This window comes from Pseudocitrobacter faecalis (genome assembly GCF_965231525.1).
GTDB classification, from domain to species: domain Bacteria; phylum Pseudomonadota; class Gammaproteobacteria; order Enterobacterales; family Enterobacteriaceae; genus Pseudocitrobacter; species Pseudocitrobacter faecalis.
This window is the reverse complement of record NZ_CBDDNJ010000002.1, coordinates 94,453-109,189: the sequence shown is the minus strand read 5'-3', so window position 1 is coordinate 109,189 and position 14,737 is coordinate 94,453. Positions and strand designations below refer to the sequence as shown.

At 47.7% G+C, this 14,737-nt stretch carries 13 protein-coding genes; all 13 read right to left on the bottom strand.

Annotated features, from left to right (window positions below):
- Positions 1–12: 12 nt before the first annotated feature.
- Complete coding sequence (locus ACOXYR_RS01145; RefSeq protein ID WP_407731667.1) at positions 13–918, bottom strand: hypothetical protein; 906 nt, start codon at positions 916–918, stop codon at positions 13–15.
- A 2-nt stretch (positions 919–920) separates the two neighbouring features.
- Positions 921–1,955, bottom strand: a complete 1,035-nt coding sequence (locus ACOXYR_RS01140) for a type II secretion system F family protein (protein ID WP_421355420.1) — start codon at positions 1,953–1,955, stop codon at positions 921–923.
- Entirely contained in the window at positions 1,942–3,477 is a 1,536-nt protein-coding gene (locus ACOXYR_RS01135; protein ID WP_421355421.1) for an ATPase, T2SS/T4P/T4SS family, read from the bottom strand. The genes ACOXYR_RS01140 and ACOXYR_RS01135 overlap by 14 nt, the downstream gene beginning before the upstream one ends.
- Positions 3,474–4,085 carry a hypothetical protein gene (locus ACOXYR_RS01130; protein ID WP_421355422.1) on the bottom strand — a complete coding sequence of 204 codons (612 nt, stop codon included), beginning with the start codon at positions 4,083–4,085 and terminating at the stop codon, positions 3,474–3,476. The genes ACOXYR_RS01135 and ACOXYR_RS01130 overlap by 4 nt, the downstream gene beginning before the upstream one ends.
- The gene (locus tag ACOXYR_RS01125) at positions 4,073–4,963 is read right to left on the bottom strand and encodes a hypothetical protein (RefSeq protein ID WP_421355423.1); all 891 of its coding nucleotides are present in this window, start codon (positions 4,961–4,963) and stop codon (positions 4,073–4,075) included. The genes ACOXYR_RS01130 and ACOXYR_RS01125 overlap by 13 nt, the downstream gene beginning before the upstream one ends.
- Positions 4,964–4,965: 2 nt before the next feature.
- The gene (locus ACOXYR_RS01120) at positions 4,966–5,508 is read right to left on the bottom strand and encodes a pilus assembly protein (protein WP_108474977.1); all 543 of its coding nucleotides are present in this window, start codon (positions 5,506–5,508) and stop codon (positions 4,966–4,968) included.
- A 14-nt stretch (positions 5,509–5,522) separates the two neighbouring features.
- Positions 5,523–6,968, bottom strand: a complete 1,446-nt coding sequence (locus ACOXYR_RS01115) for a type II and III secretion system protein (RefSeq protein ID WP_421355424.1) — start codon at positions 6,966–6,968, stop codon at positions 5,523–5,525.
- A 15-nt stretch (positions 6,969–6,983) separates the two neighbouring features.
- Positions 6,984–7,397, bottom strand: coding sequence for a TcpQ domain-containing protein (locus ACOXYR_RS01110; protein WP_421355425.1), 414 nt, complete (start codon positions 7,395–7,397; stop codon positions 6,984–6,986).
- A 41-nt stretch (positions 7,398–7,438) separates the two neighbouring features.
- On the bottom strand, positions 7,439–9,334 hold the full coding sequence (locus ACOXYR_RS01105; protein WP_421355426.1) for a pilus assembly FimT family protein: 1,896 nt from the start codon (positions 9,332–9,334) through the stop codon (positions 7,439–7,441).
- Positions 9,335–9,442: 108 nt separating this feature from the next.
- Entirely contained in the window at positions 9,443–10,159 is a 717-nt protein-coding gene (locus ACOXYR_RS01100; protein WP_421355427.1) for a type IV pilus major pilin, read from the bottom strand.
- 273 nt (positions 10,160–10,432) lie between these two features.
- Positions 10,433–11,770, bottom strand: a complete 1,338-nt coding sequence (gene glmM, locus ACOXYR_RS01095) for a phosphoglucosamine mutase (RefSeq protein ID WP_015962849.1) — start codon at positions 11,768–11,770, stop codon at positions 10,433–10,435.
- On the bottom strand, positions 11,763–12,611 hold the full coding sequence (folP, locus tag ACOXYR_RS01090; RefSeq protein WP_108474972.1) for a dihydropteroate synthase: 849 nt from the start codon (positions 12,609–12,611) through the stop codon (positions 11,763–11,765). Before folP ends, glmM begins: the two co-directional genes overlap by 8 nt.
- 97 nt (positions 12,612–12,708) lie before the next feature.
- Positions 12,709–14,643, bottom strand: a complete 1,935-nt coding sequence (gene ftsH, locus ACOXYR_RS01085; protein WP_421355428.1) for an ATP-dependent zinc metalloprotease FtsH — start codon at positions 14,641–14,643, stop codon at positions 12,709–12,711.
- Positions 14,644–14,737 lie beyond the last annotated feature (94 nt).

Genomic DNA, 14,737 nt, shown 5'->3' with positions numbered 1-14,737 from the left:
TATTCCTGGTATTTACTTACAACTATCGGGAACTCGTAACTGTTGTTCCGGGGTCAATGAAACAAATTCCAGATTTGGAACTTTTGACGAAAAGTTAGTACTTCCATTGTAAGAATCAAGTTTCACCCGAATATCAGAAAGTAAATTGAGGTTTATACGATCGGGCAACATCCCTTTAAGCTGTTCTTTCGTAATATATTGAGTCGTTGACCCATAAGAATCTGTTAACTTCAACCAGTTATTACTATCTTTTATATATTCAAAATAAACCGGTTCAACATACCCCTTATGCATCGCAACACTCCCGGTATACGGCGTAAACACTTCAACACGAAGATATTTAATTTTTCTCACATCAAGCAACATTTTATATCTACTACCATTCGTTGGAACGATATCCGTGACAACTTTTAGTTCACCGGAGGCAGGATACATGTTTAAAATACGAGAATAATCAGATACTCCTTTATTAATATAGGATTGTCTATTGCTACTATCAACACCGGTTACACATTTTTCTGTATATCCGGGGGGATTATCGTCTATCTGACCATTCTCATTTAAATCCGTATCGGTACATTGAGGATTGTCATTACCCTTGCCCATGGCAGGTGTGGAGGGCCAGAAATCAAACTCACCTCCACTGTTTTCGCCATTTGTGTAAAAATCGAAATAATCATCCATGCCTTGCACATCATCATGCACATAAAACATATTAAAATGCATGTAAACCAGATCCCCCCCACCCTGGTCATATTTAAATGAGATAGGGAAAGGAGTTACGCCAAGGGAACAAGACCCTGCTCCACCGCTCATATCAGCGAAAGCATATTTTCCTGAGGCCGACGTCATCGAACTGCAGGATAATGATAGTAACGCTATGACGAATGGAAACTTATAGAACTTCTTTACTTTCATTTTTAGCCCATCCCTGTTGCACTTTTCGATAACGTATCCATCAATGAGAATAATGCAGCGAACACCCAAATAACGCAGCCGCCGAGGATTAGTGTCGCCAGGTTCTTTAACAGTCCGGCAAGTTTTTTAATATACTCCTGAATATGCTCTCGAGAGCGATTTGAAACCGAAAGCAATACCTCATTAAATGACGGCAGGTCGGCATAAAGGCTGATATTGAGCAACTCTTCCGGCCCCATCAGGCCGGAGTCCAGCGCTTTACCGTAGTTTATCCCGCGTGCCATCTTGTCGAGCATCACATCCAGATGCCAGCGCAACCAACGATTAGCGTTAAGCTGGATGATCGCCAGCGCGTCAGTAAGCGGGATATTGTTGCTCAACATTAGCGCCAGGTTATTAAGAAAAATCGATGAGGTAAGCTGGCGATAGGTCGAAAAAGGCAATATACGATCCAACACTTTATTGCGGATAGCCCCCTTAAGATTCCCGAGCATAAAGCGAATAACTATCACGCCAACAATAAAACCGACCAGAATTTTAATCCACAAACCTTCATAAAGCGCGGTGCCAAAATTATAGAGTGATGACGTCACGCCAGGCCACTTATTCACAGGCACGACGGATGCGAACGCCGGGAAGACCTTTTGCGAATAACCGGTAATCACTACGAGTGACAAGGTAATCATAATCAGCGGGAAAATCAGCGCGCCAACGATTTTCTTACGCAGTTCGTCGTTGTAGCGAATAACGGAAACCAGCGTAAAGAAGCCATCCGCCAGGCTGCCACTTTTTTCCGCCGCCGTAATTACGCTTAGCTCGGAGCTAGGTACCATGCCCGTGAACACTGCAGAAACCGAGGTTTCCTGCTTCATCTGTACCAGCAATCCCTGCAGTTTTTTACTGAACCCTGCCCCAAGCAACGATCGCCCTTCTGTCTGCAGTTTCTGCAGGGAATCGAACAGCGGCAGGCCAGCTTTAATCATGTCGGCGCAAAACTGATAAATGTATATGCGCTGTTTTTTGCTAAATTTTGCCAACGATCATCTCCAGATCTTCATCGCTTACCACACCAAATTCCATGGCATACCAACGGGCATCGATGCGCCCCATCAGGACATGCGCCATGACCTTTTCACGGATCTCGAAACCTTCCGCCAGCCCTACTGCCGCCACACGCTTCTTGCGCCAGAGCGCATAGGTGTTCAGCCACTCCTGGCGCGAAATGGTTGCCAGCTCTTCATAGGTAGGCAAAAAATATTCCATCGCCAGTTGACGGCCTTTAATACCGCTATGCTTACATTTCGGGCAGCCTTTTTCTCCGGCCGTATAAAGCGTAAATTCGCGGCCGCTAATAGTTTTAATTTCATGAACTTGTTTGCAGGATTCACACAAAACCGGAACCAGCTTTTGACACTGCAAACCGGCGATAAAGCCCGGCGTCGAAAGTTTGTCGCTACCGATACCCAGCGCCGACATACGCTGCAGTAGAGAAACGATGTTACCGGCGTGGACGGTCGTAAAGCAGTAGTGACCACTCTCAACCGCACCTGCCAGCGCGTTCGCCGACACGTTGTCACGGATCTCCCCCACCATCAGTACATCTGGGTCGCGACGCAGCGCTGACTTAATGGCGGCATGAAAGCCACCGCCGTCAACGCTAACCACCGAACTCTGTTTCGCGCCATAAATCTGATATTCCACAGGGTCTTCAACCGTCAGGAAACAGCCTCGATCGTCGTAACGATGTATCTGCAACCATTCCATCAGGCTTTTCAGGGTCGTTGATTTACCGGAACCTGTTGTCCCCGCAATCACATAGGCGCCATAAGGATTACTGAGGATCTTTTTCAGATCGGTCAGTTCGGCGTCAGAGACGCCGATTTTGTCGATAGAGCCGATATTATTTTTTTGCAGGCCTGACGGAATAATACGCAGCACCGCATGGTAGCAATCCGGCGTTTCACCGAAGATGGGGAAGTGCGCGTAACGGAAGCGGAAAGGCTTACCATCCAGGTTATACAGAATGTTGGCGTTCTGCGGGATCGCACGGTTCCAGGTGGTATCACGCGTGGTGGCTTCAACGTTATACAACACAAACACCAGCTCATCACACTGCTGAGACTTTATTTGCATAAAGGGCATCAGCACGCCGTTGACCCTGGCCTCAAACTGGGCCAAAACATCATTACGGGTGATATGTAAGTCGCTTGCGCCCATGTTAACGGCACGCAGAAGAATATTCGCCAGCCGTTTTTGGGTATCGGTAATATCAATATTTCCCTGCGCGGCATTTATCGCCTTCAGGGAAATATATTCAATCACCTGGTAATATTCTTCTTCAGTAATACGCGCCAGGCCCACGACAGGACGCTTGTGCATCGATTTCAGGCGTGCAATCTGTAACTGATGCTCAAACATCTTTTCGACTGACACGTTAAATACGAGCAGAAACTCCCCCTCTTCACAGGAGGCAGTCAGGCCGATACCGTCGAACTCGAAGAACTCCCATCGTTCTGAGAAAAGTTCCTCGGGTTCGATACGCAGATAAGCCAAACTCACTGCGTCACACCTTTTACCTGCAGGCCGCTTTTCTTGTCTCTGACTAACTGATACTGCACGCCATCCATTTCAAAGAGATCGCCCGGACGAACGTACATCAACTTGCTGCGTGCGGAATTGGTAACGGCCACGCGCGCACTTCCGGCGATTTCGGATTCCAGCAGTACCAAAGGCAATTCTTTTGGAATCTTACTTTCAGGCGCTGTAGGCGCTTCTGGTTGCGAGGGAGCAGGTTGTGCAGGCGCCGCTTGAGACACGGCGGCAACCGGCTTTTTGTCTTCGCCGCGAAGCTTGCGAATTTCGCTGCGCATTTTTTCCAGCTCGACTTGCTGTTTAAGTTGTCGCGCTTGCAACTGATATTCATAGTCACTTTCCACCACCTCTTTTAGGAACACCTGAGTGGTTTTCTCATCAGAGACGGTATTATCTTGACCTTGAGTTGGTTGTGAAACCACTCTGGTATCAGCTCCTGCAAGAGAATGTACCGGTTGCGCGCCCGCAGTCGTATCTGGCATCGCAGGAAAAGGAAGCGCAGATGTGGGTTCCGCGAAAGCTCCTGCACTGAAAATAAACGCCGCGATGGCTAAAGTAGATTTTACGCTTTGCATACCAAACCTCCTGAAACTTTCATTCCTTTGTCTGTACTGTCAATCTTCCTGATTAAAAAAGCGGACCGATAGGGCTGCTGATATAAAAGCGCTTGCATATCGGTTAAAGGAGAACTTAGGTCATTATTTAGTTGCTCTTTTACTTCTATCTCCCAAGTGGCGCTCCGTATACCAAAAGCGTATACCTGAGATCCCAATTTTTTCTCCAGCTCTTCAACAGTGGTTGCCGGGAAAGTTTTTAGTTTAATCACCCCGCCTTTTTGGGGAGTCTTGCCCAGATAAGAGTTATAAGCAGTAATGTACGAAAGAATCTCTCCGCAAGGGAAAAGCGCTATCGGTTTCTTTGCTTTATAAGCTTTAAGAAATTCATTCGACTCAAGCTTGACTGCTACATTGGTATACTGAAAGCCAAATTTGACTTTTCCACTCTTCGGTAAAAAAGGATAGGCTTTATACGTTTTACCCCAAAGCGTCAGGCTCGGATATGTAGCAATAATGCCATCTTCCAGTTCAAAACTAAAATTACACTTTTTCGTATCACAGCTAAAACCAAGCGTGTTTCCAACTTGTGCCACCCATATTGGGAACGTGCCACGATGAATTTCGTCAAATAACGATATTGCCTGCGGCACCGCGATACCTTCGAGTGAACTTTCGTAAAAAGTATTCACGGAAGAAATATCGGCCTGTCGCTGCGCAACGAGCGCCTCCTGCTCAGCTTTTTGTTGCTGCTCAGGAATATAAATAGAGTAATACCAATATCCCCCGGCACCACCACCCATGAGGATCAGAAGCACAAAGATAATCAGCAGCAGACTCATTGCAGAACTGCCACCACCCGTGCCACCGCCCTTCCAGAAATAAAGTTTATCCAGCATGTTTATTTACTCACCAGAAAATGGAGCACCAGCGCCAGTACCAGCAGGAAAACTATCCCACTGGCGAAGAATAAGCCGATCATAAAGCGCCGACGTCGCTGAAGTGATAATTGATGGGCACGGCAACGCTCAATTACCGCATCCAGCTGTACATCAACGAACGATGTCACATCCAGATGCGAATATTGTTCATTGTGTTTAATCAGTTCATCAAAGAGCTCACGGCTGATAAAGCAATCCGTGCCACTCACCACCCGCCCTTCATTAATGATGAGGAAGTAGGTTTCATCATCATCCTCATGCACGAAATAGATGCCGTCACCAAACAGCTCTTTGATATAAAGTGCGAATGGTTCATACAGCTTTGATACTTTTTCACAATAACCAACCGCTGCAGCACCTTTGCTATCCTTATAAACCAGTTTCCTGTAGGCCTTGACCATTCCCCGAAAGGAAACCTGAGCCCCGGGATCAAGGTGCGATAAGCTTTCGGGCTCCCATAGAAGACCCGTCAAGATGTTATTTTTGAGTAGCTCCGCTCTCATCTTCCCTCCCTGAATTAGCGGGAAGTCATGGGCTGGCGGTAGTAATCAATACCAATAACCATCACCACCGTTGCCGTTGCGGAGTCGTCTTTATCGGATGCCCCCATTACCTGGTATTCAAGGCCACCGTTATCATCTTTGACATCATATTTCGCAACCATCAGCAGATCGCCCGGCATAATGATTGATGAGTTAAATGATTCCGTGGTGCTGATTGACGGCAACTGAACGTCATCGAAGGTTTCAATCCCCTCGAGATAGCGCTTGGTGAAGCCACTAACTACTTCAATACGTCCATCAGAAAGCACGCGAGGCGTCACAATAAAACTGGTGCCCGTGACGATTGAAGAGGTTTCAACTTCAACGTTCACCTCACCATTGTCATCGGTAGTACGCGTTTTACCTGAAACGTAGTTCTGCGATTTCGTCATGTTTAACGGCACGGCCATATTATTACGAGTAATAAATGACCCACTCTGTAAGGAGCGGCTACCGGTTAACTGATAAAGCGCATCCAGCCCACCGCTGATATCAACATTGCTGTTCTTCCAGCCAACAGACATTCCTCCAGTGAGTGATGAGAGCAAGCTACTGGTGATACGCATGGTGTTATGCTTATCAACAAATGAGAAGTCCAATCCTCCACCTAACTCGGAAACCTTCGTTTTATCAAGAGTGAAAATTTTGTATGTAACAATAAACTGGCGGCTGTTATCCGCTTTGTATTTATCGATGGCCTGATTAAGCGCTTCATATTCCGAGGGCCGCGCGTTGATCATCAGGATTGAAGAGTCTTTAAAGAGGTTGTAGTTACCTGACGAAAGATAATTTTTTGCAATATCCTCAATATCATCCCAGAAAGATGATTCAAATTTTGTTTCGGATTTGCCGGTCAGACCACCACTGGATGTTGCTTCGTTACCTGAGAGATCAAGCGTCGTTTCGGTTTTATTATTTTCGCCGTAAAAATCGAGACGAATGGCATAAGTCTCGAATACATTAACTTTCAATAGGTTATGATTATCGAGTTTAGTGCTCACATCATAGAGTGATGCGATATAATTCATAAATTCTGCGAATGTACCGTCAAAATTTACGCTATGGGGAGTATCCCAATCGGCTCCGCCTTTGCTACTACCTTTCGGGTTTGCCTCAATGCGATAGCTTACGCCGGTTTGCGCGGCAACGGCGTCGAGAATTAGCGCAAGCGTGGCGGGTTCATAGGAAGAGATTTTGACGTGTTTCCCCATTAAGCGCTGCTGTTCAACCGAGTACTGTACCTTTTGCCCCAGATATGCACCGTTATATTTGGTGTAAGGCTTTGCCTTGGTGGCGTCGATAGGTGTTGTGTTCGGCAGATCTTCTTTTACCGCATTTTCGGCATCGTATTTACGATGAAAATCACTGGCACACCCCTGCAGCAGCAGGGCCATCATTACAATTCCTGTTTTAATTTTCATAACGTATCCGTACGTTTAAAGTTCATCAATGACAATTACACGATTTTTTTCGTATTTCTTGACAACCAGACCGTAGTTTTCAGAAAAAAATAACTCGCCCAGTTGTTGTAAAATTTCATCGTCAGAGCGTCCACTCAAGGTGATATCGTTATATATGAGGTAGTCTTTTTTACTGTTCCAAAACAATTTGTAGCCGTTACCCTCTACCCATTTTTTCACCCCCTGGCTCAGAAGTTCATTTTCATGAAGCACCAGAGATGGAGCGATAGTAGATGAAGCCCCCGTAGAAACACTCCCTCCCTGGAACGGATTGCGAACCGTTGTCTGAGGGTTAGCCGGTGTTGGCGGCGTGGCACCTGTAGCAGCCAATGCGCTGGTGGCCCCCAGCATTAATAGCGTCAAACATCCATAGAAATGAAGCTTCTTCACTTGATACTCCTGTAGCCAAAAATCCTTATTTGTCTTAAGTATTACTCGTATTGATATGTGGCAATAAGATCTGATGGTGTGCCATTTTGCGGGATGCTGCTACACCAACGGGTAACGGTATATGAAACATCCGCAGAGTTGACGACATTCATTCCTTGTTTAGTATCACCTTCATAAATAGCCATCGTATTGCTTATCGCCCAAATATATTTATGATTTGAATAAATATAATGCTCTCCTCCATTCACATACGAGTTATTATCCTGTTCATTCTGATCCTGAAGCGCGATGTCAACCTGTGTCGTGATTCCACCAAGTTGACCAACATTAACTGTGTCATCTAAAGTAGACCTGTTTTGATCAAGCTGTGACAGCGCAACGCCACTTTTCTTCATACCAATACCTGGATAAGCTGATATTGATGAAATTGAGACGCTTAAACGAGGATATAGTTGCCTTTCGACCTCTACATTTTCTCCCGTCAACTTACCCTCTTTGTCTTTTAACTGAATATTTTGTTTTATCTTTGGACAGACCTGTATAGGGTAACGCAACGCGCCACGCACGGTATCATTAAGAGAACTATCATCATACGGCACATAATCGGGATCTGAAGTTTGGCTATGGTCAGACCTATCCGCTAAATAATCAACAACCGCAGGTGTTACCAGTTCAAAGCCATCATATACTTCAGGAGGATAGAAGAACTTAGCTGAACCATATGAACTATCGCCAGGGTCAAATTGATCTCCCTTCGTATTATCATCCTGATAGTAATCTCCTTCGAAGGGCAGACCGTCTTTATCTGTCCAGGTAAAGCGTTCGGGTTTACTGCCATCTGTTGCTAAGCTACCAAATTTATTCCGCTTGAAGATATACACACGTCGTGACGTATTCTCCATAATCAAATTGGCATTCAGCGTCGCAGTTTTGATTTTGGCCGGGTCAGTCGTTTTCGGATCATCTTTTGGTTTGGTTGTTAATGCCAAAACCGCATCCTCGCCACGATCGCTGGTACCCTCCTTCTGGTCAAAGCAGTGGATTACTTTGCTGTTTTCTGAATCCCAACATGTATTTGCAGCACCGCCGCCGCCTCCGCTTCCCCCGTTACTGTTATCATTCATATCAAACGTGAAGCGCACACCGAAGCGTTCTGTTTTCGGTAACTTTGTTAACGCCGCCATATTGGAAGCTGCGTTGTTGAGTTCAATGGGTGTTTTGTTATCTGATTGCGTCACCAGCAGCCAGTTGCCCGTCGAATTACTGCGGTGAACAAGCATCATATGTGAAGCAATCAACCCTGAATTGTTCAGGGCTTTGGCAAACGCAGGAGCATAATCAACGAAATGATACTTTTCATCGCCCGTTGTGTACTCGAACGCGACGATCACATCGACGCGTGCGATTGTGTCATCTGACGCCCTTAGGCTTTCAGCCGCAAAACCTACCTGCTTAATGATTGCCGCACTGTTCTTCGCCTGTGAGCTCAACTTACAGGAAAGGTATTCCTTTGAAAGTTCCATTTCAGACTTCAGCTTGTTAGAACAGTTTTTACTGATGAACAGGTAACGCTGCTGGTTATTAGCGTTATCACTATCGCCCCAGAGGAAGTAGTGTTTAATTTCATCTGTATTGATGTCATTTATATTATTAGCAAGTCTAACTTTATACTCTTTGTTCGTTTCGGTGCTTAACGTAGCCGGATCGTGATAAAGCGGGTTTTCAATCGTATCATCACCACCAATAGGTAAAGGATCATCATGAAGGAAGTTAACGACCCCTTTCATTTCCATTACCAGCGCATTGGCGATATTTTGCTGCGCAGTTTTAAGCGACTCTTTACGAACATGATTGGTATACATCACTAAAGCCCCGCCCATAATGGCCAGAACAATAATTACTTCTAGTAATGTAAACCCACGGTCGTGACGTCGCATATCCATATCCAGTAAAATTATTTATTCATTAAATCAATAAAACGAGTGGCTATTATTTTAAAAATAGTCACTCGTTGACGAACTAAATAATATAGCTATTTAGTTAGATTATTTGCTACCGAAGATAACACCGTTAACAGAGCCAGCACCATCGCAAACACCAGCTGCGACAATCTTATCTGGTGCAATGTCACCTGAAATTAACGTTTTCAGAACAGTTGTGCTTGTTGCTGTATCAAGTGCACGGCCAGTAAGACCTGTGACTTCTTTACCTGCTGTTGCACCAGTGTTGAGTGCCTCTACATAATCCCATTGGTTGCCCATCTGAGAAATCAGGTTACGACACTCTTCTGCTGCAAGGCCGTTTACCACAACGGTAAACCCTTTAAACTGAGAACTGGTAGAATCAGTTTTAGCCTGATCAATCTGGAAGGGGTCGTTGGAGAAACCGTTAAACGCTTCGTCAGCAGAAATTTTACCCATACGCACCAATGTCACGATTGGCGCGTCATTGGCTACTTTTGAATCGCTAATTGATGATTTAGTAATACCAATCACGCTATTAGTCGGTTTCGGATAGTTTGCCTGATCTTTATATGCTTCGTTCATTGCAGTACGTACGCTGGTCAGGTTGTCCTGTACATCAGACAGATCCTGAGCAGTAAACGCACGCTGCGCCAGAATAACCACGCCCGCGGCAATAATACCGATGATACCCAGTACAATGATGATTTCCAGCAGGGTTACACCGCGCTGTTTTTTCATTTCCTGGAATTTAGCGACTTTGCGAGCCACTTTCCCTTTTAAATCAAAAACCATTTCCATTTTGAATCCTTAACAATCCATAAATATAAATTTTGATTTGCTTATGGCATAACTTTTCGTGATAAGCGTTACCAAAGCAACAAATTATATTGACAGAAAACGAGCAGAGGCAATGAAATGACGGGAATTAGATTGAAATTAGGAATACATTTATATTTATAAATTGAATATTAATTTATTAATTAATAATTAAACCAATAAAAATAATGAATAATTAAAGAAAAAAATCGATGTAAAAGGCCGCCCGGAACCGGGCAGCCGGGTAGTAAATCGTTAAACCGCTTTCACCGCATCCGCAATGCGGTTAGCGAAAGCGGTAACTTGTGCTTCGTCCTCGCCCTCGACCATTACGCGAATCAGCGGCTCGGTGCCCGATTTACGCAGCAGCACGCGGCCACGGTTGCCCAGCGCGGCTTCCACTTCAGCCGTCACTGCTTTAACGGTTTCATTTTCCAGCGGGTCACCGCTACCGGCGGTGAAGCGAACGTTAACCAGCACCTGCGGGAACATTTTCATGCCGCTGCACAGGTCATGCAGAGACATATGGTTGCGCACCATCGCTGCAACGACCTGCAGCGCTGCCACAATACCGTCACCCGTTGTGGTTTGGTCCAGCAGGATGACGTGGCCGGAGTTTTCCGCACCAATGCGCCAGTCTTTCTCCTGCAATTTTTCCAGCACGTAACGGTCGCCCACTTTGGCGCGTACGAACGGGATGCCTAACTGCTTGAGCGCGACTTCCAGGCCCATATTGCTCATCAGGGTACCGACTGCACCACCGCGCAGTTTGCCCTGGCGAAGACCTTCACGGGCAATGATGTAGAGGATCTGGTCACCGTCGACTTTATTGCCTTCATGGTCGACCATAATGACACGGTCGCCGTCGCCGTCAAAAGCGATACCAAGATGAGCTTTCTCAGCCAGTACGCGTGCCTGTAAGGCCCGGACGTCAGTTGCCCCGACTTCCTGGTTGATGTTTACACCGTCCGGCTCACAGCCAATCGCCACGACCTGCGCGCCCAGTTCGCGGAACACGTTCGGCGCAATGTGATACGTCGCACCGTTCGCACAGTCGACAACGATTTTCAGGTCGTTCAGGCTTAGTTCGTTGGGGAAGGTCGCTTTACAGAATTCGATATAGCGACCCGCAGCATCCACGATACGACTGGCTTTACCCAGTTCGGCAGAGTCCACACAGCTGATCTCTTTTTCCAGCTCCGCTTCGATGGCTTCTTCCACTTCATCCGGCAGTTTGGTGCCGTCGATGGAGAAGAATTTGATGCCGTTGTCGTAGTAAGGGTTATGCGATGCGGAGATAACAATGCCCGCTTCAGCACGGAAAGTACGCGTCAGGTAAGCCACTGCCGGTGTCGGCATTGGGCCCGTAAAGGAGGCCGAGAGCCCCGCAGCGGCCAGGCCTGCTTCCAGCGCAGACTCCAGCATATAGCCTGAGATGCGGGTATCTTTACCGATGATGATTTTACGTGAACCGTGGCTTGCCAGCACTTTCCCGGCCGCCCAACCCAGTTTCAGTACGAAATCAGGGGTGATTGGTGCATCGCCTACGCGGCCACGTATACCATCGGTACCAAAATATTTACGTTTACTCATAGCGTTTGTTTTCCTTCGCTGACAACGTAGCTTCCACCACGCGCATCGCTTCTACAGTTTCTTTGACATCATGGACACGAATAATATGCGCCCCCTGCATTGCGGCAATTACCGCACACGCCAGGCTGCCGCTAAGGCGCTCTGAAGGCCCGACGTTCAGCAGTTGACCAATCATCGATTTACGCGACATTCCGACGAACAGCGGAAGGCCAAAATGATGGAATTCAGACAGGCGTGCCAGTAATGCATAATTATGAGAGAGATTCTTACCGAAACCGAACCCCGGGTCGAGGATCAATTTCTCTTTTCCGATACCAGCCGCTTCACAGCGAGCGATATGCTCAATAAAGAAGCGATTTACCTCCGCAAAAACGTCATCATACTTCGGCGCTTCCTGCATGGTTTTCGGGTTGCCCTGCATATGCATCAGGGAAACAGGCAGACCGGTTTCTGCTGCCGCTTCCAGTGCACCGGGTTCGGTGAGCGAGCGGATATCATTAATAATATGCGCACCGACGCGAGCAGATTCTCGGATCACTTCCGGTTTTGACGTGTCGACGGAGATCCACACTTCAAATCGCTGAGCAATAGCCTCCACCACGGGGATCACGCGATCCAGTTCTTCTTCAACGCTGACTTCAGAAGCGCCTGGACGCGTAGACTCACCGCCCACATCGATAATCGTCGCTCCGGCGTTAATCATCAGGTTAGCGTGCTTCACCGCCTCGACCAACGTATTGTGCGTTCCGCCATCGGAGAATGAATCCGGCGTGACGTTAAGAATGCCCATAACGTGAGGGTGAGAGAGATCCAGCGTGGAGCCCTGGGCGAAGAGTTTCATGGCTAATCCTTCCGATTGATTCTTGTTTTGAATGTAAAAAAACCCTGAGGCAAGCCTCAGGGTTTCAGGTGATGCTACGCTAACACGCGCAAAAAACTTATTTATCGCCTAACTGTTCTGACATGGTGTTGCCCGGGTTTGGCGTACGCGGTTCATCGACCGGACGCGGCGCACGCGGGGTGCCATTGTTGTCAGAGTTGTTAGATGAACCCGGTTCTTCCCAGCCAGCTGGCGGGCGAACATCACGACGGGCCATCAGGTCATCAATCTGCGGCGCATCGATGGTCTCATATTTCATGAGCGCATCTTTCATCGCGTGCAGGATGTCCATGTTGTCGTTAAGCAGTTTACGCGCACGATCGTAGTTACGTTCGATCAGCGATTTCACTTCCTGGTCGATGATACGCGCGGTTTCATCAGACATATGTTTCGCTTTCGCCACACTACGGCCCAGGAACACTTCACCTTCTTCTTCCGCATACAGTAGCGGGCCAAGTTTGTCGGAGAAGCCCCACTGAGTCACCATGTTACGCGCCAGATTAGTCGCGACTTTAATGTCGTTCGACGCACCGGTAGAAACATGTTCCGCGCCGTAGATGATCTCTTCTGCCAGACGACCGCCGTACAGCGTCGAAATCTGACTTTCCAGTTTCTGACGGCTGGCGCTGATCGCGTCGCCTTCAGGCAGGAAGAAGGTCACACCCAGCGCACGTCCGCGCGGGATAATCGTCACTTTGTGCACCGGATCGTGTTCCGGTACCAGGCGACCAATAATCGCATGGCCCGCTTCGTGGTATGCGGTGGATTCTTTCTGCGCTTCCGTCATCACCATGGAGCGACGTTCCGCACCCATCATGATTTTGTCTTTCGCTTTTTCGAATTCAACCATCGATACAACGCGTTTGTTGCCACGTGCCGCAAACAGTGCCGCTTCGTTCACCAGGTTCGCCAGATCTGCACCGGAGAAACCAGGGGTACCACGGGCAATGATTGCCGCGTCGATATCTGGCGCCAGCGGGACGCGACGCATATGAACTTTCAGGATCTGCTCACGACCGCGAACATCTGGCAGGCCAACCACAACCTGACGGTCAAAACGGCCTGGACGCAGCAGCGCCGGGTCAAGAACGTCCGGACGGTTCGTCGCCGCGATAACGATAATACCTTCGTTACCTTCGAAGCCATCCATTTCAACCAGCATCTGGTTCAGGGTCTGTTCACGTTCATCGTGACCACCGCCCAGGCCTGCGCCACGCTGGCGGCCTACGGCGTCGATTTCATCGATAAAGATGATGCACGGTGCCGCTTTCTTCGCCTGTTCGAACATGTCACGCACACGAGATGCACCGACACCGACGAACATTTCTACGAAGTCAGAACCGGAAATCGTAAAGAACGGTACCTTCGCTTCGCCCGCGATCGCTTTCGCCAGCAGCGTTTTACCGGTACCCGGAGGGCCGACCATCAGGACGCCTTTCGGGATTTTACCGCCCAGTTTCTGGAAGCGGCTCGGCTCACGCAGATATTCAACCAGCTCACCCACCTCTTCTTTCGCTTCGTCACAGCCTGCGACGTCAGCGAAGGTGGTTTTGATCTGATCTTCCGTCAGCATGCGCGCTTTGCTCTTACCGAACGACATGGCACCTTTGCCACCGCCGCCCTGCATCTGGCGCATGAAGAAGATCCAGACACCGATCAGTAACAACATCGGGAACCAGGAAATGAAGATTGAAGCCAGCAGGCTCGGCTCTTCAGGCGGTTCGCCAACCACTTTGACATTTTTAGTCAGCAGGTTGTCGAGAAGCTTCGGATCGTTAACCGGAATGTAAGTCGTGTAACGGTTACTATCTTTCTTGGTAACGTTGATCTCACGTCCGTTGATACGCGCTTCGCGAACCTGGTCCTGATTGACCTCTTGCAGGAAGGTAGAGTATTCCACCTTACGGCTATTCGACTCGCTGGGCCCAAAGCTCTGGAATACTGACATCAGCACAACGGCAATGACCAGCCAGAGTATTAGGTTTTTCGCCATGTCACTCAAGGGATTAACCTCTTATTACAACTGTGTTAAAAACAGCGTCAGGATACTCTATATCCAGTTTCTTTCAAACTTTCGTCTGAAATTC